Genomic DNA, 19867 nt, shown 5'->3' on the forward strand with positions numbered 1-19867 from the left:
TAGAAATGCCGCCAAATCCTGGCATCTCCTCTATCATTGTCGATCAAGGTCGGGACCCTGACCGCCCCGAAATTCGTTACCATCCCTCTGCCCGCCGCCCTTTTTATTGAGCCTCCCGCCCGCATGATCCCTCCCTCCGACAGCGACGACAGCCGACGCGCAGCGACCGCCGGCGCGCCCGATGGGCGCCGGCGTGATCCCTATGCCCATACGCGGCTGGTGCGCACGGCGCGCGTTGCGCTGCCCGTGGTGGCGGGGCTGGTGCTGCTGCTGATCGTGATATGGCCGCTGGTCGGCGGCGGCGGAGGGTCGGACGGCAAAGGGGCCGGCCCGGACCAGGGCGACCTGGAAATGACCAAAGCCCGGTATCTGGGAACCGATACGACAGAGCGCCCGTTCGAAATCCGCGCCAACCGCGTGATGCAATTGGGCAATACCGGGGCAGAGGTGGATTTGGACGCTCCGGAAGCCGATATAACGCTCAAAGGCGGCGACTGGCTGTCCATGGCGGCTGAAACCGGCCGTTATGACCAGGAAAAGAATGTACTGACCCTGAAGGGCAAAGTGTCGATGTTCCATGGCGAGGGCTATGAATTCCGCACCGGCGAAGCCTTGCTGGATGTGGATAAGGGCATTGCCTGGGGCAACAAGCCGATTGAGGGACAAGGACCGCTGGGCACAATTGAAGCTGGCGGCTTCCGTATTGTGGAGGATGGGGACGTGCTGATCTTCACCGGCAAAGCGCGGTTGCGGGCGCTTGCGGCCCGCGGCGGGGACCAGAACCGTCCGGAAGGGGCTGCCCCATGACCCGCCCCTCTCCCCTCTCCCCGCGCTTGCGCCGGTCTGCCACGCTGGCCGCCCTTGGCCTGTCGCTTGCCGCCTTGTCGCTGGCGGTGCCCTTGGGCTGGGCCCAGGACGGCACAACCAGTGTGCAGGCCGATGATGCGTCCCTGCATATGAGCGGGGAGAAGCCCATTGATGTAGTAGCCGAAGGCGGGTTCGAGTTCCACGAACAGCAGAATGTCGCCATTGCGCGCGGCGGGGCTACCGCCACCCAGGGCGACCTGACGCTGAAGGCTGACACGCTGGCCGCCTATTTCCGCAAGAATGCGCAGGGCACGAACGAGATTTTCCGCCTGCTGGCGGAAGGTAATGTGGAGATGCGCAGCGCCAGCCAGACCGCCTATGGCACGCGCGGCATTTATGACCTGGACCGGTCGGTCGCCGTGCTGACGGGCGAAGGGCTGCGGCTGGTGACCGAACAGGACACTGTAACCGCCACCGACAGCCTGGAATATTGGCGCGAGCAGAACCTCGCCGTGGCGCGCGGCAATGCTATCGCCATCCGGGAGAATAACCGCGTGCGCGCTGACCGTCTGGTCGCCCTGCTTTCCCCGGACGGGAAAGAGGGCAGTGACAAGATGGCGCTCAGCCGCGTGGATGCCACCGGCGCCGTGGTCATCACGACCCCGCAGGAAGTGGCCCGCGGCGACAAGGGCACCTATGATCTGGATTCTGAACTGGCGCTGCTGACCGGCAATGTGAAGGTCACGCGCGGCCAGAATCAGTTGAATGGTCCCGCCGCCGAGGTGGATCTGAAGTCCGGCGTCAGCCGCATGCTGTCGCGGGTTCCGGCGGCTTCGCCCGTGCAAGGGGGGGCGACAACCGGACCGGCCGGCCAGAATGGCCGGGTCCGGGGCCTGTTCATCCCCAACGAGCAGGGTCAGGGCGGTGCGCCGCAACAGCCCGCCCAGCCGCAGCCGTCTGGCCAAGGGAGCAAACCATGAGCCGTCCGACCAAGCCCACCACGCCCGCCGCTGACCCGTCCACGGGCACCGGCCCCCGGCTGGTGGCCGACAATGCCGGTCTGGTGGCCAGCAACCTGGGCAAGTCCTATAAAGGCCGGCCGGTGCTGCGCGATATCAGCCTGTCGGTGAAACGGGGGGAGGCGGTTGGCCTGCTGGGCCCGAACGGCGCCGGCAAGACCACCTGCTTTTACATCATCACCGGCCTGATCCTGCCCGATTATGGCAGCATCACCCTGGATGGGCTGGAAGTGACTGACCTGCCCATGTATCGCCGCGCCCGCCTGGGCATCGGCTATCTGCCGCAGGAAGCCAGCATCTTCCGCGGCCTGTCGGTGGAAAATAATATCCGCGCCGTGCTGGAGGTGGTGGAGCCGGACCGCGATGTGCGCGAACAGAAGCTGGATGAGCTTCTGGCCGAATTCTCCATCACCCATCTGCGCCGCACCCCCGCCATTGCCCTGTCAGGTGGTGAGCGCCGCCGTGCGGAGATCGCCCGCGCCTTGGCCAGCCAACCCAATTTCATCCTGCTGGATGAACCATTCGCCGGCGTGGACCCGATCGCCGTGAACGAAATCCGGGAGTTGGTCAGCCATCTGCGCGAACGCAGCATCGGCGTGCTGATCACCGACCATAATGTCCGCGAAACCCTGGATATCGTGGACCGCGCCTATATCCTGCATGATGGCGTGGTGCTGATGGAAGGCGCGCCGTCGGAGATTGTCGCCCACAAGGATGTGCGTCGCGTCTATCTGGGGGAGCGGTTCAGCCTTTAATATCAAGCTTTCTTGATCCTGACCGATCAAGGAAGATTTCCAATTCCCTCAACGCCGGGCGCTGCCATCCGGCAACTTGGCTTCACGGCGCACGAGGACGGGGCTGGCGGTCGCCAGCCTCCAGTCAGCCAAGGGGCAAACCCTTGGCTGACTGGTACAAGCCAAAAATAATTTTGAAGCCGGCGTAACCTTTCCGGGGATGCCGCGAATAGAGGGATATGGGGCGCTGATCCGGTGCCCCAACCCGCCGATCTCCGGCATTCGCGCATTTTCCCCGAAAGGTCTCCATCATGAAGTCCCAAGCCAGTTTCGCGCTGTTGTCCCTGGGCGCCGCCGTGGCCGGTGCCCTGTCGCTGGCCGCCATGACGGCCCCGGCCCAGGCGGCCGAAGGCGAGAAGGTGCATTGCTACGGCGTTGCCAAGGCTGGCGAGAATGATTGTGCCAACAAGGCCGCCGGCCATTCCTGCGCCACCCAGTCCAAGGTCGATTACAGCGGCCAGGATTTCAAGGCCATGACCAAGGAAGCCTGTCTGGCCGACGGTGGCAGCCTGACCGCTTTCGAGGGCACCAATCCCAAGAAGATGAAGTAAGGGCCGGTCCGATGCACCACCGGCCACCCGATCCCCTGCCCACCCTGCCCGCCATCGCCGGAATCGGTTTGCGACATGCGCATGTCGCGGCCTTCCTGGCCGGACGGCAGCCGGTCGGGTGGCTGGAGGTGCATGCGGAAAATTATCTATGTGCCGGCGGCCCGCGCCTGGCGCAGTTGGAAAGGCTCCGCCAGGATTATCCGGTCTCCTTCCATTCCGTGGCCCTGTCGCTGGGTGCCGCCGATGGGGCAGACCCCGCCCATCTGGCCCGCCTGCGCCGGCTTTACGACCGGTTCCAGCCCTGCCTTGTCTCCGACCATCTGGCCTGGTCCGGCACGGGGGGCCTGCATGTGCCCGACCTGTTGCCATTGCCGCTGAACAGCGAAAGCCTGACCATCGTCGCCGCCAATGTCGACCGGGCGCAGGACATGCTGGGGCGGCGGTTGCTGGTGGAAAACCCCTCCCTCTACCTCGCCTTCGTCGATGACGAGATGGATGAGGCCGATTTCCTCACGGCACTGGTGGCGCGGACCGGCTGCGGGCTGCTGCTGGATGCCAATAACCTGCATGTCAGCAGCCATAACCGGCAGCGCGACCCGCATGATGTGCTGCGCCGCCTGCCGGCGGATGCCGTCGGGCAATATCACCTTGCCGGCCATGCAAGGCTGGACGTGGATGGTATGACGATGCTGATCGACGACCATGGTTCCCGGGTCGACCCCGCGGTCTGGTCGCTCTACCAAGCCGCGTTGGACCAATGTGGTGCCAGACCGACCCTGGTGGAATGGGATACGGCCTTGCCCCCCCTACCCGTGTTGCTGGAAGAAGCCGCGCATGCCGACCGGTTGCTGGCAGCCTTTAGCGAACGGGAGGAGACGATATGTCTGCCCCCGTCACGCTGACAACCCTGCTGGGGCGGTTACAGGCGGCAAGCTTGGGGGATCCCACCGGCTTTGCCGACACCCTGCCGGCATTGCGACCGACATGCCTGCCCCCTGCCAAAGCCCTCTATATCCATACCGCCACCGTAACGACGGCCCTGTCCAACCTGTTGGCGGAGGCTTATCCCGCCACCCGTACCCGGATGGGAGAAACAGCCTTTGCCACAGCCGCACGCCGGTACCTGCTGGCATCCCCGCCTGACCATCCGGTTCTATCCGGCTATGGCCATGGTTTCGCCAATAGTCTGGGGCCGGAACTGGCCTTGATGGCTACTGCCGATTGGGCCGCGCATGAGGCTTATTTTGCAGCCGATATGATACCGGCGGGACCGGATATCCTGCGGCCGGAAGCACCGGAGGATATGGCGGGGTTGTGCCTGACCCTTGTGCCATCCGCCCGGATTTTGTCCGGCACTGCCGATATATTCCGGCAATGGCAGGAAATGCGTACCGACCTGCACCATACAGCCCATGCCGATCCCGATGCGGCCAACAGCCTCCTGGTCTGGCGTGGACCGGATCTTCTGGTCACCAGCACCCTGCTTCTGCCGGGGGAGCGGGCGCTGGTCATGGCGCTTACCGCCGGTCACTCCCTGCTGACGGCAATGACGATGACCGCCGGCAGCCCTCCCTTCGATCTGTCCCTTCTGCTCGCCCTGCTGCTGACACGCGGAATCGTCGCGGTTCCGCCGCCAGGGTCATGAGGTTACCCCATGCACATGCACCGGCTTTTCCATTTTCTCATTGATCCTGGTCCGACACTGGGCCTGCGCCCCCTGCCCCGCCTCGTCACGGCGCTCGCCCTGCTGGCCGGTCGCGTCTGGCTGGCCCTGCCCTTCCTGCGCGCCGGCCTGCACCGGTTGAACAGTTGGGATTCCCAGGCCTATCTCTTCACCGAAATCCATCCCGTCCCCTTCCTGCCAGCCACGATCTCCGCCCCCCTGACCACGGGGGCGGAGATCGTGCTGGGGCTGGCGCTGATCGCGGGGTTGGGTGGGCGCGCCGCCGCCGCTGGCCTGGGTGTCATGGCCGCCGCCCTGTTCCTGGTCATTGGCCGCACCCCGCAAGGGTTGGAGAATGGCATCGCCCTTGCCGGCGAACAGGTTCCATGGATAGCTGCGGCTCTGGTCCTGACAATTCTCGGTCCCGGCCTGCTTTCCCTGGATGCAGCACGGCGCCGGCTTTTCTCATCACCCGCCGGCACCCTTCCATAACGGAGAATGCCCATGAAGCGCCTGACCTTGCTTGTTTCCTTATCCCTGTTTGCCACCATTCCAACGGGAACGGTGGCGGCACAAAGCAGCAGTAGTTCAACGCTCACCGCAAGGGAAAAGGCGGAAAAGCAGCAGCAGAACGAAGAAGCGGAAACCCTGTGCCGGTCGATCCAGGACAAGGACAAGTTCGACGAGTGCATGGATCTTTATTTCCTGGATGCCAAGAAATTCAAGGAGTTCCTGGATAAGCATAGCCGCCGGCCCGCACCGGCCACAAACTGACGAGCGGGCCGAAATCCCGATGGGGGAAGCGCAGGATGCCGTGCTGGCCGCGTTGCTAGCCGCAAGCCAACAGGGAGATGGCACTGCCTATGCCGCCTTTCTGGCGGCGGTGGCCCCCTTGCTGCGCCAATATGGCCGGGCGAAGCTCGCCGGCCGGACGGCTGATCTGGAGGATTTCGTTCAGGATAGTTTGCTGAGCCTGCATCAGGCGCGGGCAACCTATCAGCCGGGCCGGCCGGTCATGCCGTGGATTTATGCCATCGCCCGCAACCGGCTGGCCGATCTGTTGCGCCGACGCTATCGCCGGCTGGCCGTGGAGGCCGATTATGATGACACCCTGGCCGACAGCGTGCCACAGCCGCCAGTCGAGGAGCCCCCGGATCTGGCGCCGTTGCTGGCCCGGCTACCCGCCGGGCAGCGCCAAGCCGTGGAACTGGTCAAATTACAACAACTAAGCCTGCAGGAAGCATCGGCCCGCAGCGGGGTTGGCATTGGTGCCTTGAAGGTGGCTGTGCATCGCGGCATCGCCGGCATGCGGCAAATGATGTTAGGAAAGGATACGCATGATGGATGAAACCAGCCTTCTGATCGAGCGGTTGAGCCGTGAGGCAAAACCGGTACGACGCCTGCCCACCCTGCCCTTGCGTCTGGTGGTTTGGCTGGCCCTGTCCATAGCTCTGATCCTTGGCGTGTCGGTTTTCCATGGCATCCGACCCGACCTGCTGGCGATGGCAGGCGATCCGCTTTGGTTGTTACAGCAGGGACTGACCCTCGGCACCGCCCTGACGGCGGCCCTGTGCGCCCAATCGCTGGGCATACCGGGAAATGGTCGATGGCCCTGGCGGCTTTGGCTGTGCATGCTGGCCGGCTGGACCCTTGCCATCCAGATCGACCTGTCCGGCATGGCCGGGCCGCCAGAGGCGATGGCGTCGGATTGGGAACTGTTCTGCCCTTATTGTTTCCCGATCATCGCGATTGGCAGCAGCCTGGGGCTTTACGCCGATATCCGCCGCGCCGCGCCCCTGGCGCCGCTGCGCACCATGGTGACCCTGGCCATTGCCAGCACCGCGATGGGGATTTTTGGCGAAAGATTGATCCATGACGATCTGGACGCGCCCTTGCTGCTGCTGATCCAGATTCTGACGATTCTGGCCGCTGCCGCCGTGATGGCACCACTGGGGCGAGCCTTGTTCCGGTGGCGGAATGGACGCATCCCTCGTAATCTCCAGGGCGAATAAGCCACAGTATCTGTAATAATGTTACCCGATCTGCCGTAATTGTTGCGATATGGAGCCGAGCTTCGTACTGTTGCCGTGTTATATCGGCTGGCTTGGTCTACCCCTGCGAAAGGCGTAGGCTGGGCTCCTTCCTTCAGCATCGGTGTTTTCAGGGAAAATGGCGCTCCAGCAACGGCTCGATATCCGTCAGTCCCAATCGCTGGTGATGACGCCGCAGCTACAGCAGGCCATCAAGCTGCTGCAGCTTTCCAATCTTGAGTTATCGGATTTCGTGGAGCGGGAACTGGAGCAGAACCCGCTGCTGGAACGCGACGATGGCGAGGGATGGAGCGATGCCGCCCCCAATGGCGTTGACCGGGAGGAAGCAGCCCCCGCCCCTGTTGAGGGGCGCGTCGCCGATACGGTCGAGCTGGCATCCAGTGACCGGATGGGCAGCAGTGACGATGCCCCGCTCGATACCGATTTCGAGAATGTCTATACCAACAGTTCTGCCGCCGACCTGGACGGAGCCGGGCTGGGGTCGGGGGAGCAGTTTGGCGACTGGTCGTCCCGCAGTGGCGGATTCGAGGATGAAGAGAGCAGCCTCGAAGCGACGCTGACCGAGCGGCCCAAGCTGCGAGACCATCTGGACGAGCAGATCAAGATGGATCTGCCCGACCCGCTGGACCGCATGGTCGCCTATGCCCTGATGGATCACCTGGATGAGACCGGCTATCTGACCGTCAATCTGGAAGAGGTTGCCCTGACGCTGGGGTGCGATCTGGCGCGGGTTGAAACGGTCCTGGCCCGGCTGCAACGCTGCGACCCTGCCGGGGTTTTCGCCCGCAGCCTGTCGGAATGCCTGGCCATCCAGTTGCGGGAGAAAAACCGGCTGGACCCCTGCATGCAGGCTCTGCTGGACAATCTGCCTTTGCTGGCCGCGCGCAACCTTCAGCAATTGCTGAAAGTGTGCGGCTGCGACGCGGAGGATCTGTCCGACATGGTGTCGGAGATCAAGGCCCTGAACCCCAAGCCGGCCCTGGCCTTCGATTTTGAGCCGGTGCAGACCGTGGTGCCGGACATCCTGATGCGCGCCGCCCCCAGCGGCGGCTGGATCGTGGAACTGAACACCGACACGCTGCCCCGTGTGCTTGTGAACCAGCGCTACCATTCCCGAGTCCTGTCGGGTGCGCGCAACAAGCAGGAAAAGGAATATATCGCCGAACAGTTCCAGTCGGCGAGCTGGCTGGTCAAAAGCCTGCATCAGCGGGCCACCACCATCCTGAAAGTGGCAACGGAGATCGTGCGCCAGCAGGACGCCTTCTTCCTGCACGGGCTGCAATTCATGAAGCCGCTGATTCTGCGCGATATCGCGGAAGCCATCGGCATGCATGAAAGCACGGTCAGCCGCGTCACCACGAACAAGTTCCTCTCCAGCCCGCGCGGCGTGTTCGAGCTGAAATATTTCTTCACCTCCGCCATCCAGGGGGCCGATGGGCAGGCTGCGCATTCCGCAGAGGCGGTGCGCTTCCGCATCAAGGCTCTGATCGATGCCGAGAAGGCCGACGACACCCTTTCGGATGATAAAATCGTCGAGATTCTTCGGAGTGAGGGGATCGATATTGCGCGACGGACCGTCGCCAAGTATCGTGAGGGTATGAAGATCCCATCTTCAGTCCAGCGCCGTCGGGAGAAGGCCCTTGGGTTGTAGTCCCTGCGCTGACCGTACGAGGAAGACCCGCCCGGGGGATTCTCCCGGACTGGATGCCGGACCCGGGTGGCGGTTCCTCGCTAACGGTCAAAAGCGCGCCTGATAAAGAACAGGTCGAATATGCAAGTCACCGTCAAAGGCAAGCAACTGGATGTGGGCGACGCCCTGCGGACCCATGTGAAAGAACAGCTCGCTACTCAGGTCGGCAAATATTTCGGCAACCCTGTGGAGGCAACCGTCATCCTTTCCAAGGATGCCAATCGCTACAAGGCGGATATTCAGGTCCATGCCGGGCGTGGCATCCTTCTGCAATCCACCGCGGAAGCGAACGAGCCCTATCCCGCCTTCGATGAGGCGGCGGAAAAGGTCGCCAAGCGGCTGCGGCGCTACAAGCGCCGATTGAAGGACCATCACGAGCGCAAGACCCTGGCGGAGCTGCCGGTTACGACGGCGCGCAAATATATCCTGGAAGCCGACGGCGAGGAGGCCGAGGGCCAGGGGGATGAATCCGACGCGGCGCCGGAAGTCAATGGCCATCACGCGATGATCGTGGCCGAGATGGAAACGGCGATCGAGATGCTGACCGTGAGCGAGGCCGTGATGCGGATGGACCTTGCAGATTTGCCCGCTTTGATGTTCCGTAATCGCGCACATGGCGGTCTGAACATGATCTACCGCCGTCCGGACGGCAATGTCGGCTGGGTCGACCCCGCTGGCACGACCGGAACCGTGAAGCAATGAGGCGATTTATTACCTATGTCCGTTTCCCTACGTTCTCTCTCCTCCTCCTCGCAACAGACGTCCCCGGCTGCAATGAATGATCTTCTGAAGCCGGAGGCGATCCTCCCGAGCCTGAAGGCCAGCTCCAAAAAGCAGGCCTTGCAGGAACTGGCGAAGAAGGCCGCCGAGCTGACCGATCAGCATGAGCGTGCCATTTTCGATGTGCTGGTGGAGCGGGAACGCCTGGGCACCACGGGCGTGGGCCGCGGCATCGGTATCCCGCATGGCAAGCTGCCGGGCCTGCCCGGCGTGATGGCCATCTTCGCCCGGCTGGAAAAGCCGGTCGATTTCGAGGCGATCGACGAACAGCCGGTGGATCTGATCTGCCTGCTGCTGGCCCCGGAAGGGGCCGGGGCCGATCACCTGAAAGCGCTGGCGCGGGTGTCGCGCCTGCTGCGGGATCAGGTGCTGTGTGACAAGCTGCGCGGCGCGGAATCGGGCGATGCCCTTTACGCACTGCTGGCCCAGACCGAACAGGTCAGTGCGGCCTGATCCGGACTGAAACCATCTGGTCGTGACAAACCGGCGCCCTGGCAACAGGGCGCCGGTTTTCGTTTAAGGCGATCCGCCATGGTCGGAACCGATCAAGGTGGGTTTCGTGTTCCCCTGCGCCTTGTCGCCTGCACCGGGCTGGGATCACATCAGCGCAAGGCCGATGAAGATGCTGGCAATACTGGCGACCAAGACCAGGCCGCAAATGACCAGCACCACCTTGCGCGCGGTTGACAGAGGCGGCATCCGGGCATCGGGTGCCACGTTTTGTGCCTGCATATGGCCGATGGTGCCAAAGGCCAGGGCCCCCACCAGGGCGCCGATAAAAGCGTAGACCAGAACACCGGACGCGCCCGGCATGTCGCCCCCCTGCCGCGCCAGCGCCACCATGGGGCCGGGCCCCACCAGCACCCCGATCAAAGCCCAACGAACGCGAAGTGCGGTGCGCATCAGCATGGATCACCTCCACCTATGTCATAGATTGAGTAATTTCAAAATTACAACATTTAAAATAAATCAATCTCACAAACAAATAAATACAAACCATACATCAGGAAATATTCTCAGACTGCTTCCACTATAAATACTTAAGAAATAGAAATTAAATTTTTAGTATTTTATGGTTTAAATTTCCCCAAAAAATTCTCTTGAAAAGTCCAAAAATTAATAATAAGAATCACTATCATCAACCGATGGCGATGAGGAACCAATGAAAATCTTCAAATTTATCATCCCATTAGCGGCTGTTTTGGTTAGCAAAGCAGGATTTGCCGGGGTCGTTGACCTAACAATGTTCTCTCGAGCAAATTGTGTCGGTGTAAACGAATCAATATCCTGGGCGGGCACTAGTATAATTAGCAAGGATTATCAGTTCAATTTAGCCATAATATCAAATCAAGATAACTCGGAATTGCAATTGAAACGCTCCTTCATGGAAGGATATGAACAAACATGGAGGCTACATGCTGGGTGCTTTCTTTGTGGAGATGATGGATGGTTTGTAGAAGCTGAGCACTTTGCCGACCCTATGAATAAGGAACAAGAAGAGTATCTTGAACAGTATTGCGATTCCGATTGGACTAACTCCGGTCAATCTTTTTCTGGCCCATGCAAAGCAACAACTGCAACAGATTGCAATCTTGAGGAGTGGTAACGCCATGAAGAAAACCATAATTATCGTCGCTTTATTTCAATTTTTCTCAACCTCAGCCGTCTATGCAGATGACAAAATGCCACCATCAATAAAAAAATTTCAGGAATCGTCTAGAGAAAAAATGATAGAAGACAGCAAGAAATTTGGCGACCCCTCCAAACCAGCTGAATCAAATTTCAAACCCCCTACTGGTCATATCACTTCATTGCAAGGCAGTAAAACACAAGAGGATCATATTTTATCTGAACGCAAATTAGACCCAAAAAAAGAAACCAGCATCGACCCTATTGGCCCTATTCTAGCGACCGAAATGGGGTGCACCATTGTCATTGCTGACGTATCGGGCATCATGCGGCGGGATAATGGCAAGATGAGTGGCTATCGTACTGTAATGGAATGCGAGAACTACATACTCGATATTCAGGAGAATGATTATCCTCAAACTAAAACTCAACGGGTGTTTACCTTCATCCCCGCCGAAGCAACAAATATAGACCTCGGCCCAGGCCGAGCGATTGCCCGATATTTTACCCACCCGAAGGGCGGGCTTAAGGCGACGTTTGGATGGACGAATGATAAGCAGGAAGTCCTTGTTCAAGCGATCAGTGACCCACAGCCAGACGCTCTGTCCTGGAACCTTAAAATGGCAGAAGTGGCCCGCCGCGTCGTTGCTGCCAGAAATAGCCAATAGTTCAAGCTTTCCGTTCTTCCGGCTCAGCGAATGCCGGACCAGAACGGAAAAGGGGGCGGCACCTTGGCGGTGCGCCCCCTTCCCTTCCTCGCTAAACTCAGCTTATTCGGCGCTGAGCCGCTCCGGCGCCGTTACCGGCACCGGCAACCGGTGCAGCATCTCCTTCGGCACAACCTGCCAGAATTTGCCCCGCACCAGTTCCCAATCGTTGAGAAGCTGGGCCGCCCAACGGCTGCCCGTCTCATCGACATGCTCCTGGATCAGCGCCTTGAGCTGTTCCTCGTAATGGGGAACTTCCAGACGCTGATAAATCACGCTCTCCGGGTTCACATAGAGCGAGAAGCGGTTGTCCTCGTCATAGACATAGGCCATGCCCCCGGTCATACCGGCACCGAAATTATCGCCCACCGGCCCCAGAATGGCGGCCAAACCGCCCGTCATATATTCACAGCCGTTGGAGCCGCAGCCTTCCACCACCACGGTGGCGCCGGAATTGCGCACCGCGAACCGCTCACCGGCCTGACCGGCGGCGAACAGCTTGCCGGACGTGGCGCCGTACAGCACCGTATTTCCGATAATGGTGTTCTCGTTGGTCTTCAGCGGGCTGGCGGTCAGCGGACGGACCACGATGGTGCCGCCCGACAGGCCCTTGCCGACATAATCGTTGGCATCGCCGAACACTTCCAGCTTCAGACCCTGCACCGCGAAGGCGCCTAAGCTCTGCCCGGCGGAACCACGCAGCCGCACCGTGGCATGGCCGGGCTGGAGCCCCTTCATGCCGAACTTGCGGGTGATCATGCCCGACAAAGCCGTGCCGATGGCGCGGTGCGTGTTCTGGGCGTGATACTGCATCTGGGTCTTCTCGCCATCCTCGAACAAGGCGCGGGCGTCCTTGATCATCTGGGCGTCCAGCGTGTCCGGCACCTCGTTACGGCCTTCCAGCGTGCAGTAACGGGCATATTCGCCGGGGTCGGCCACGGCCAGCAGCGGGTTGAGGTCCAGATCGTCCAGATGGGCGGCACCACGGCTGACCTGATGCAGCAGGTCCGACCGGCCGATCACCTCGCGCAGCTCCCGGAAGCCCAGGCTGGACAGGATCTCGCGCACCTCTTCAGCGATGAAGCTGAACAGGTTCACCACCTTTTCCGGCGTGCCGGTGAACTTCTTGCGCAGTTCCTCATCCTGCACGCAGACGCCGACGGGGCAGGTGTTGGAATGGCACTGGCGGACCATGATGCAGCCCATGGCGACCAGGGCCGCCGTACCGATGCCGAACTCCTCTGCCCCCAGCATGGCGGCGATCACGATGTCGCGACCGGTCTTCAGACCGCCATCGGTGCGCAGGGTGACGCGGTGGCGCAGACGGTTCAGCGTCAGCACCTGCTGCACTTCCGACAGGCCCATTTCCCACGGCACGCCGGCATACTTGACCGAGGTCTGGGGCGAGGCACCCGTGCCGCCATTATGGCCGGCAACCAGGATGATATCCGCACCGGCCTTGGCCACACCGGCGGCGATGGTACCGATGCCGGACCGCGACACCAGCTTCACGCAGACCTTGGCGATCGGGTTGATCTGCTTCAGGTCATAGATGAGCTGGGCCAGATCCTCGATGGAATAAATGTCATGGTGCGGCGGCGGGCTGATCAGCATCACGCCCGGCGTGGAATGGCGCAGCTTGGCGATCAGTTCGGTGACCTTGAAGCCGGGCAACTGCCCGCCTTCGCCGGGCTTGGCGCCCTGGGCCACCTTGATCTCGATCTCGCGGCACTGGTTCAGATATTCCGCCGTCACGCCGAACCGGCCCGACGCCACCTGCTTGATGGCGCTGTTCCAGTTATCGCCATTGGCGTCCGGCTTGAAGCGCGCCGGGTCCTCGCCGCCCTCACCGCTGACCGAACGGGCGCCGATCCGGTTCATCGCCACGTTCAGCGTGCCATGGGCTTCGGGCGAAAGCGCCCCCAGCGACATGCCCGGCGTGATGAAACGCTTGCGCAAGCTGGTGATGCTCTCCACCTCGTCCACCGGCACGGCCTTGCCGGCGGCACGGAAATCCAGCAGGTCGCGCAGGTTGATCGGCGGGCGCTTATTCAGCGCTTCGGAATATTTCTTGAAGGTGGAATAGCTGTCCGTGCCCACCGCCGTCTGCATCAGGTGGATCAGGCCACCTTCCCAGGCATGGCGGTCGCCGCCCTTGCGGAAGCGGTAGAAGCCGCCGACCGGCAGGGCCACCACATCTTCATCATAGGCCATTTTGTGCTGGCCCAGCACTTCCTCCTGTACGCCCAGCAGCCCCAGGCCGGAGATGCGCGACGGCAAGCCCGGGAAATATTCCGCCGCCAGGGAACGCGAAAGGCCGATGGCTTCGAAATTCAGGCCACCGCGATAGGAGCTGATGATGGAGATGCCCATCTTGGACATCACCTTCAACAGACCGTCATTGATCGCCTTCTTATAGCGCTTCAGGCACTCTTCCAGGCTCATCTGCCCGAACAGGCCACGGCGGTGGCGGTCAGCGATGGCTTCCTGGGCGATATAGGCATTGACCGTCGTGGCGCCGACACCGATCAGCACCGCGAAATAATGCACGTCCAGGCATTCGCCCGACCGGACATTCAGGCTGGTAAAGGTGCGGAGCTGCTGGCGGATCAGGTGGGTATGGACCGCACCCGTGGCCAGGATCATCGGCATGGGCGCACGGGTGGCGCTCATCGCCTCGTCCGTCAGGATGACATGGGTGGCGCCACCGCGCACCGCGTCTTCCGCCTCCTGGCGGATACGACGCAGACCATCGCGCAGCGCGTTCTCACCGCCGGCCAGGTCGAAGGTGCAGTCGATCTCCGCCGCCGTGTCGCCCATGTAATTGCGCATGGCGCGGAATTCGGCCGTCGTCAGCACAGGGCTTTCAAGCTGCAGAAGACGGCACTGGGACGCATCTTCATCCAGGATATTGCCCAGATTGCCCAGCCGGGTCTTCAGCGACATGACGCGGGTTTCGCGCAGGCTGTCGATGGGCGGGTTGGTGACCTGAGCGAAGTTCTGGCGGAAATAATGGTGCAGGCCGCGATACTTGTCGGACAGCACGGCAATGGGGCTGTCATCGCCCATCGAGCCGACGGCTTCCTTGGCATCCTCCACCATGGGCTGAAGGATAAGTTCCAGATCCTCCATGGTGATGCCATAGGCAAGCTGGCGGCGGCGCAGCTCTTCCTTGGACAGTTCCGCCGGCTCCACCGGGGCCTTCTTCACCAGATCGTCCAGAACGGTGATATTGCCGATCCAATTAGTATAGGGGCGATTGGCGGCCAGATTGTCCTTGATCTCCCGATCATGGAACAGCTTGCCTTCCTTCAGGTCGACCGCAATCATCTGGCCGGGCCCCAGGCGGCCCTTTTCCACCACGGCCTGTTCGTTGATCTTGACCATGCCGGCTTCCGAGCCGCCGATGATCAGCCCATCACCCGTGATGACATAGCGCAGCGGGCGCAGGCCGTTACGGTCCACACCGCCCACAACCCAGCGGCCGTCATAGATGGCCAGCGCCGCCGGGCCGTCCCACGGCTCCATCACCGCATTGGAATAGGAATAGAGGTCGCGATGCGCCTGCGGCATCACTTCCTTGTTCGACCAGGCTTCCGGCACCAGCATGGTCTTCACCATGGGGGCGGAACGGCCGGCCATCATCATCAGCTCGAACACCGCGTCCAGCGCGCCCGAATCAGACGAGCCGACGGGGATGACGGGCTTCAAATCTTCGACATTGGCGCCGAAAAGCTCATGATCCATGCGGGTTTCATGGGCCTTCATCCAGTTCACGTTACCGCGCAGCGTGTTGATCTCACCATTATGGGCGAGCGTGCGGAACGGCTGGGCCAACTGCCAGGTCGGGAAGGTGTTGGTCGAATAGCGCTGATGGTAGACGGCGAAATTGCTCTCGAACCGCTCGTCCAGCAGGTCGGGATAAAAGGCCGTCAACTGCTCGGCCAGGAACATGCCCTTATAGATGATGGAGCGGGCGGACAGGGTGCAGATATAGAAGCCGCCGATCTGCTCACCGGCCACCGCCTTCTCGATCCGGCGGCGGATGACATAGAGATCCCGCTCGAACTTTTCATCCGGCACCTGCTTGGGGTTGCCGATCATGATCTGCTCAATCTCGGGCCTTGTGGCATTGGCCTTCTCGCCGATGATCGAAATGTCGATCGGCACCTGGCGCCAGCCATAGATCGTGTAACCCCAGTTGAGCACTTCCGTCTCAACAATGGCGCGACAGCGTTCCTGCGCCGACAGGTCGGTGCGCGGCAGGAAAACCTGACCAACGGCGATCAGGCCCTTGGGCTCCGGATGGCCGGTGCGCACCACAACTTCGCGGAAGAAGGCCTGGGGCAACTGCACATGAATGCCGGCGCCGTCGCCGGTCTTGCCATCGGCATCCACGGCGCCGCGGTGCCACAGGGCGCGCAGCGCCTCCACGGCCTTTTCCACCACCTCGCGCCGGGGCTTGCCATCAATGGCCGCCACAAAGCCGACGCCGCAGGCATCATGCTGTTCGGTATCGACAAAGGCAGTGCTGTCCAGCAGGGCCTTGTTGGCCGCGTATTCGGCCGCGAAAATCTCACCGCGATTGGTCAGCTTGTCGGTCATGTCGGCCCCACTGGGAAGGTTGGTCATCTTGTTCATGGCGGGAAATCCCCGTGACAGGTGGCCCGTTCGCGCCAGCCAGGGGCGGCGCGTGGGCCTTTATTCTGATCTCTGGCGGGCTTATTCAGCCGCCACGGCCACCGGCTGCGTCGCCTTGGCCTGGATGAATTTGTGGATGCCTTCGGCGGCGTCGCGGCCATCCTTGATGCCCCAGACGACCAGCGAAGCGCCGCGTACGATGTCGCCGGCGGCAAACACGCCGTCCAGGTTGGTCATCATGGTGGCGTACTTCACCTGCACCGTGCCCCAGCGGCTGACCTTCAGTTCCGGCGCACCGAACAGGGTGGGGATTTCCTCCGGATCGAAGCCCAGCGCCTTCACCACCAGATCGGCGTCCAGCGTGTAGCCGGAACCTTCGATGGGCAGCGGGGTCTGGCGGCCGGTGGCATCGGCCACGCCCATATGCATCTTATGCACCTTCACGCCCGTCACATGGGCGTCGCCGGTGAAGCCTTCCGGCGCGGTCTGCCAGACGAACTCCACACCTTCTTCCTCGGCATTCTGGGTTTCGCGCTGGGAGCCGGGCATGTTCTTGCGGTCGCGGCGATAGACGCACTTCACCGACATGGCGCCCTGGCGGATGGCGGTGCGCACGCAATCCATCGCCGTGTCGCCGCCGCCGATGACGACGACATTCTTGCCCTTGGCGTTCAGCTTGCCGGTCTCAAAATCCAGCACCGTGTCGCCCAGGCTCTTGCGGTTGCTGGCGGTCAGGTAATCCAAGGCGGCGACGATCCCATCCAGCCCGGAACCCGGCCCGCCCAGATCGCGCGCCTTGTACACGCCGGTGGCGATCAGCACGGCATCATGCTGGGACCGCAGGGTGCGCAGGTCGATATTGCGGCCCACTTCCACACCCAGGTGGAACTGGACGCCCGAGTCTTCCAACTGCTTCCAGCGGCGGATCACCACTTCCTTATCCAGCTTGAAGCCGGGGATGCCATAGATCAGCAGGCCGCCGACGCGGTCATACCGATCATAGACATGGACCTTGTAGCCCTTCTGACGAAGCTGGGCAGCGGCGGCCAGACCGGCGGGGCCGGCACCGATAATGCCGACAGACTGGTCACGCTCCACACGCGGCACAATGGCCTTCACCCAGCCGCGTTCCCAGGCCGTGTCGGTGATGTATTTTTCCACCGCACCGATGGTCACCGTGCCGTGGGTCGATTGCTCAATCGTGCAATTGCCTTCACACAGCCGGTCCTGCGGGCAGATGCGGCCACAGATTTCCGGGAAATTGTTGGTGGCCTGGGACAGCTCATAGGCTTCTTCCAGCCGGCCCTCGCGCGTCAGCTTCAGCCAGTCGGGGATATTGTTGCTGACCGGGCAATGCACCTGGCAGAAGGGCACGCCGCACTGCGAGCAGCGGCCCGCCTGGTCAGACGCCCCCTCGTCGCTGAAGCGTGCATAGATCTCGTCAAAATCCTGACGGCGCAGCGCTGGCTCCCGTTTATCGGGCATCTGCTGTTCGGTATGGACAAATCCGAGCATCTTCTGCTGCGCCATGACACAATCCTTTTCAACTTTCCCGATCCGGCGCCGGCCTGCTGGCACCGAATGCCGCCCGAAGGCGGTAATGGCATTTCCGTTTTTGACGGTTGCTGTTCATATAAAGTGGCTTTTGGCGGCTAACCAGCATTTTTTCATCGATACGACAGCAAAGCTGACCATTTTTCAGCGCATACTTCCATTGCGCCCAGCACAAAGGCACTTGCGAACGAGTCTCAACTGTCAAATTAGTCCCGTTTCGGACCAAACATCTTTTCCACCTCAAACCCCGCCCCCGAACCTCGCCATTGTGCGGGTGCGAATGCTATAAGCGCCCCGCCCCTATTTCCTGGCAATGGACAGCCTTGATGGACACCACACCCTTTTTTGACGCCATCCTTCTGGGACTGCTGGAAGGTCTGACGGAATTCATCCCCGTCTCCTCCACCGGTCACCTGATCATGCTGGGTGAGTTGCTGGGCTTCAAAGGCCAGGCAGAGGATGTGTTCAAGGTCGTGATCCAGTTGGGTGCCATCCTGGCGATCCTGCTGGTCTATTTCTCCAAGCTCTGGGGTGTGCTGACCGGCCTCTTCCGGGGGGAGAAGGAAGCGGTTCGCTTCACCATCGCCATCCTGCTGGCCTTCCTGCCGGCGGCTGTCATCGGCGTGTTCGCCCATTCCTATATCAAAAGCGTGCTGTTCAACCCGACCGTGGTGTCGGTCGCCTTGATCGTCGGCGGCATCATCATCCTGGTGGCGGAAAAGGCCGTTAAGACGCCGCGCTATTTCGAGGTGGAGCGGTTCCCGGCCCGGCTGTCGCTCTCCATCGGTTTCATCCAGTGTCTGGCGATGATCCCCGGCGTGTCGCGCTCCGGCGCCACCATCATCGGGTCGCTGCTGATGGGGGTGGAGCGCAAGACGGCGGCGGAGTTCAGCTTCTTCCTCGCCATCCCGACCATGCTGGGTGCCGCTGTTTATGACCTGTACAAGAACCGCGAGGTGCTGGCCGTGGACAGTGTCGGCATGATCGCCGTCGGGTTTGTCTGCGCCTTCCTGGCAGCCCTGCTGGTGGTGCGCTGGCTGGTGAATTTCGTCGGCAAGCACGGTTTCGCACCCTTTGCCTGGTACCGCATCGCCATTGGCAGCATCATGCTGAGCTACCTTCTGTTCTTCGCGGCCTGATCCGATCATGAACACCACACCGTCGCGGCCGACCCTGTCGCTGAAGCCCGCCACCCCGGCCAAGCCGGGACGGCGCAAGCCCTTCCGCGTCGCCGGCTGGCCGGCTGTGGCAGCCCTCTTCGCTCAAGACCCCGACCGGGTGGAAAAGCTCTATTTCGATGATCGGTTCCGGGCCGATACGGGGGCTTTTTGCGCCCGGCTGGCGGAGCAGCGCAAACCCTACCGGCTGGTGCCGGCGGCGGAGTTGGAGAAGATCGCCGGTTCCGCCATGCATGGCGGCATCGTGGCCGAGGCCCAGCCCCGCCCCATCCTGCCCTACCCGCCAACGCTGGCAGCGGAATGGGCCAAGGCAGGGCGGCGGCTGTTGATCCTGGACGGCGTATCCAACCCGCATAATCTGGGCGCCATCGTTCGCACCGCCGCCTTTTTCGGCATCGACCGCATCCTGCTCTCCAGCCACAAGGCCCAGGCGCTGCCATCGGAAGCCGCCTATCGCGTGGCGGAGGGCGGATTTGAATATGTGGACATTCATCAGGCGCGGGATTTCCCGGCGGCCCTGGCCGCCCTGCGCCCGCATTACCGCACCGTGGGCACGGCGTTGGGCGAGTATCCCGGCCTGGACCAACTGGCCCCGGCAGCCGATGGCCGCCCCACCGCCTTCATCATGGGCAATGAGGAACATGGCATGCCGCCGGAAAGCCTCACCGCTTGTGAGACATTGGTCACGATCCGGGGCAGCGGCAAGGTGCAGTCGCTGAACGTGTCGGCGACGACGGCCATCCTGGCGTTTCTATTGGCACGGTGACGGCGGGCAGCACAGGCTGCCCACCTTCCCAATCTGC

At 61.9% G+C, this 19867-nt stretch carries 20 protein-coding genes; 17 read left to right on the forward strand and 3 right to left on the reverse strand.

Going from position 1 to position 19867, the window contains the following annotated elements; genetic code table 11:
• The first annotated feature begins 123 nt into the window (after positions 1-123).
• The 13 genes from lptC (at position 124) to ptsN (ending at position 9808) form a co-directional block, all read left to right on the forward strand.
• Entirely contained in the window at positions 124-807 is a 684-nt protein-coding gene (gene lptC / locus G473_RS0103630) for an LPS export ABC transporter periplasmic protein LptC (RefSeq protein ID WP_154667242.1), read from the forward strand.
• Positions 804-1787, forward strand: coding sequence for an LptA/OstA family protein (locus G473_RS24920; protein ID WP_051329847.1), 984 nt, complete (start codon positions 804-806; stop codon positions 1785-1787). Before lptC ends, G473_RS24920 begins: the two co-directional genes overlap by 4 nt.
• Positions 1784-2581, forward strand: coding sequence for an LPS export ABC transporter ATP-binding protein (gene lptB / locus G473_RS0103640; RefSeq protein ID WP_029011981.1), 798 nt, complete (start codon positions 1784-1786; stop codon positions 2579-2581). The genes G473_RS24920 and lptB overlap by 4 nt, the downstream gene beginning before the upstream one ends.
• Positions 2582-2871: 290 nt before the next feature.
• A complete protein-coding gene (locus G473_RS0103645; RefSeq protein ID WP_029011982.1) occupies positions 2872-3171 on the forward strand; it encodes a BufA1 family periplasmic bufferin-type metallophore in 300 nt (99 codons plus the stop codon).
• Between the two features lie 11 nt (positions 3172-3182).
• Positions 3183-4073, forward strand: a complete 891-nt coding sequence (bufB, locus tag G473_RS24925; RefSeq protein ID WP_051329848.1) for an MNIO family bufferin maturase — start codon at positions 3183-3185, stop codon at positions 4071-4073.
• Positions 4052-4816, forward strand: a complete 765-nt coding sequence (locus G473_RS0103655; RefSeq protein WP_029011983.1) for an HvfC/BufC N-terminal domain-containing protein — start codon at positions 4052-4054, stop codon at positions 4814-4816. Before bufB ends, G473_RS0103655 begins: the two co-directional genes overlap by 22 nt.
• Positions 4817-4825: 9 nt before the next feature.
• Complete coding sequence (locus tag G473_RS28950; protein ID WP_051329849.1) at positions 4826-5326, forward strand: DoxX family protein; 501 nt, start codon at positions 4826-4828, stop codon at positions 5324-5326.
• 12 nt (positions 5327-5338) lie between these two features.
• A complete protein-coding gene (locus tag G473_RS30180) occupies positions 5339-5608 on the forward strand; it encodes a hypothetical protein (protein WP_035705322.1) in 270 nt (89 codons plus the stop codon).
• A 19-nt stretch (positions 5609-5627) separates the two neighbouring features.
• Positions 5628-6182, forward strand: coding sequence for a sigma-70 family RNA polymerase sigma factor (locus G473_RS0103665; RefSeq protein ID WP_051329850.1), 555 nt, complete (start codon positions 5628-5630; stop codon positions 6180-6182).
• Positions 6172-6846: an NrsF family protein gene (locus G473_RS0103670; RefSeq protein WP_029011985.1), complete on the forward strand. Its 675-nt coding sequence runs from the start codon at positions 6172-6174 to the stop codon at positions 6844-6846. The genes G473_RS0103665 and G473_RS0103670 overlap by 11 nt, the downstream gene beginning before the upstream one ends.
• Before the next feature lie 157 nt (positions 6847-7003).
• Positions 7004-8536, forward strand: coding sequence for an RNA polymerase factor sigma-54 (rpoN, locus tag G473_RS0103675; protein WP_029011986.1), 1533 nt, complete (start codon positions 7004-7006; stop codon positions 8534-8536).
• 120 nt (positions 8537-8656) lie between these two features.
• A complete protein-coding gene (gene hpf / locus G473_RS0103680) occupies positions 8657-9277 on the forward strand; it encodes a ribosome hibernation-promoting factor, HPF/YfiA family (protein WP_035705323.1) in 621 nt (206 codons plus the stop codon).
• A 72-nt stretch (positions 9278-9349) separates the two neighbouring features.
• Positions 9350-9808, forward strand: coding sequence for a PTS IIA-like nitrogen regulatory protein PtsN (ptsN, locus tag G473_RS0103685; RefSeq protein ID WP_029011988.1), 459 nt, complete (start codon positions 9350-9352; stop codon positions 9806-9808).
• A 144-nt stretch (positions 9809-9952) separates the two neighbouring features.
• Here ptsN and G473_RS0103690 read toward each other — a convergent pair whose 3' ends face one another.
• Positions 9953-10264 (reverse strand): hypothetical protein, encoded by a 312-nt coding sequence (locus G473_RS0103690; RefSeq protein ID WP_029011989.1) that lies wholly within the window; start codon positions 10262-10264, stop codon positions 9953-9955.
• Positions 10265-10517: 253 nt separating this feature from the next.
• Here G473_RS0103690 and G473_RS30185 point away from each other — a divergent pair, with 253 nt between their 5' ends.
• On the forward strand, positions 10518-10961 hold the full coding sequence (locus G473_RS30185) for a hypothetical protein (RefSeq protein ID WP_154667243.1): 444 nt from the start codon (positions 10518-10520) through the stop codon (positions 10959-10961).
• A 4-nt stretch (positions 10962-10965) separates the two neighbouring features.
• The gene (locus tag G473_RS30190) at positions 10966-11652 is read left to right on the forward strand and encodes a hypothetical protein (RefSeq protein ID WP_154667244.1); all 687 of its coding nucleotides are present in this window, start codon (positions 10966-10968) and stop codon (positions 11650-11652) included.
• A gap of 102 nt (positions 11653-11754) precedes the next feature.
• Here G473_RS30190 and gltB read toward each other — a convergent pair whose 3' ends face one another.
• Positions 11755-16296, reverse strand: a complete 4542-nt coding sequence (gltB, locus tag G473_RS0103700; protein ID WP_029011991.1) for a glutamate synthase large subunit — start codon at positions 16294-16296, stop codon at positions 11755-11757.
• A gap of 117 nt (positions 16297-16413) precedes the next feature.
• Complete coding sequence (locus G473_RS0103705; RefSeq protein ID WP_029011992.1) at positions 16414-17862, reverse strand: NAD(P)-dependent oxidoreductase; 1449 nt, start codon at positions 17860-17862, stop codon at positions 16414-16416.
• Positions 17863-18212: 350 nt separating this feature from the next.
• Between G473_RS0103705 and G473_RS0103710 the strand changes: the two genes are divergently transcribed.
• Both G473_RS0103710 and G473_RS24945 read left to right on the forward strand, forming a co-directional pair.
• Entirely contained in the window at positions 18213-19025 is an 813-nt protein-coding gene (locus tag G473_RS0103710; RefSeq protein ID WP_029011993.1) for an undecaprenyl-diphosphate phosphatase, read from the forward strand.
• Positions 19026-19032: 7 nt separating this feature from the next.
• The gene (locus G473_RS24945) at positions 19033-19830 is read left to right on the forward strand and encodes a TrmH family RNA methyltransferase (RefSeq protein WP_035705327.1); all 798 of its coding nucleotides are present in this window, start codon (positions 19033-19035) and stop codon (positions 19828-19830) included.
• Positions 19831-19867 lie beyond the last annotated feature (37 nt).

The organism is Niveispirillum irakense DSM 11586 (assembly GCF_000429645.1).
GTDB lineage: Bacteria > Pseudomonadota > Alphaproteobacteria > Azospirillales > Azospirillaceae > Niveispirillum > Niveispirillum irakense.

Excerpts from the sequence above, each read along its gene's own strand:
- lptC (WP_154667242.1), top strand. The coding sequence starts at position 124 with ATGATCCCTCCCTCCGACAGCGACGACAGCCGACGCGCAGCGACCGCC.
- G473_RS24920 (WP_051329847.1), top strand. The coding sequence starts at position 804 with ATGACCCGCCCCTCTCCCCTCTCCCCGCGCTTGCGCCGGTCTGCCACG.
- lptB (WP_029011981.1), top strand. The coding sequence starts at position 1,784 with ATGAGCCGTCCGACCAAGCCCACCACGCCCGCCGCTGACCCGTCCACG.
- G473_RS0103645 (WP_029011982.1), top strand. The coding sequence starts at position 2,872 with ATGAAGTCCCAAGCCAGTTTCGCGCTGTTGTCCCTGGGCGCCGCCGTG.
- bufB (WP_051329848.1), top strand. The coding sequence starts at position 3,183 with ATGCACCACCGGCCACCCGATCCCCTGCCCACCCTGCCCGCCATCGCC.
- G473_RS0103655 (WP_029011983.1), top strand. The coding sequence starts at position 4,052 with ATGTCTGCCCCCGTCACGCTGACAACCCTGCTGGGGCGGTTACAGGCG.
- G473_RS28950 (WP_051329849.1), top strand. The coding sequence starts at position 4,826 with ATGCACATGCACCGGCTTTTCCATTTTCTCATTGATCCTGGTCCGACA.
- G473_RS30180 (WP_035705322.1), top strand. The coding sequence starts at position 5,339 with ATGAAGCGCCTGACCTTGCTTGTTTCCTTATCCCTGTTTGCCACCATT.
- G473_RS0103665 (WP_051329850.1), top strand. The coding sequence starts at position 5,628 with ATGGGGGAAGCGCAGGATGCCGTGCTGGCCGCGTTGCTAGCCGCAAGC.
- G473_RS0103670 (WP_029011985.1), top strand. The coding sequence starts at position 6,172 with ATGATGGATGAAACCAGCCTTCTGATCGAGCGGTTGAGCCGTGAGGCA.
- rpoN (WP_029011986.1), top strand. The coding sequence starts at position 7,004 with ATGGCGCTCCAGCAACGGCTCGATATCCGTCAGTCCCAATCGCTGGTG.
- hpf (WP_035705323.1), top strand. The coding sequence starts at position 8,657 with ATGCAAGTCACCGTCAAAGGCAAGCAACTGGATGTGGGCGACGCCCTG.
- ptsN (WP_029011988.1), top strand. The coding sequence starts at position 9,350 with ATGAATGATCTTCTGAAGCCGGAGGCGATCCTCCCGAGCCTGAAGGCC.
- G473_RS0103690 (WP_029011989.1), bottom strand. The coding sequence starts at position 10,264 with ATGCTGATGCGCACCGCACTTCGCGTTCGTTGGGCTTTGATCGGGGTG.
- G473_RS30185 (WP_154667243.1), top strand. The coding sequence starts at position 10,518 with ATGAAAATCTTCAAATTTATCATCCCATTAGCGGCTGTTTTGGTTAGC.
- G473_RS30190 (WP_154667244.1), top strand. The coding sequence starts at position 10,966 with ATGAAGAAAACCATAATTATCGTCGCTTTATTTCAATTTTTCTCAACC.
- gltB (WP_029011991.1), bottom strand. The coding sequence starts at position 16,296 with ATGACCGACAAGCTGACCAATCGCGGTGAGATTTTCGCGGCCGAATAC.
- G473_RS0103705 (WP_029011992.1), bottom strand. The coding sequence starts at position 17,862 with ATGGCGCAGCAGAAGATGCTCGGATTTGTCCATACCGAACAGCAGATG.
- G473_RS0103710 (WP_029011993.1), top strand. The coding sequence starts at position 18,213 with ATGGACACCACACCCTTTTTTGACGCCATCCTTCTGGGACTGCTGGAA.
- G473_RS24945 (WP_035705327.1), top strand. The coding sequence starts at position 19,033 with ATGAACACCACACCGTCGCGGCCGACCCTGTCGCTGAAGCCCGCCACC.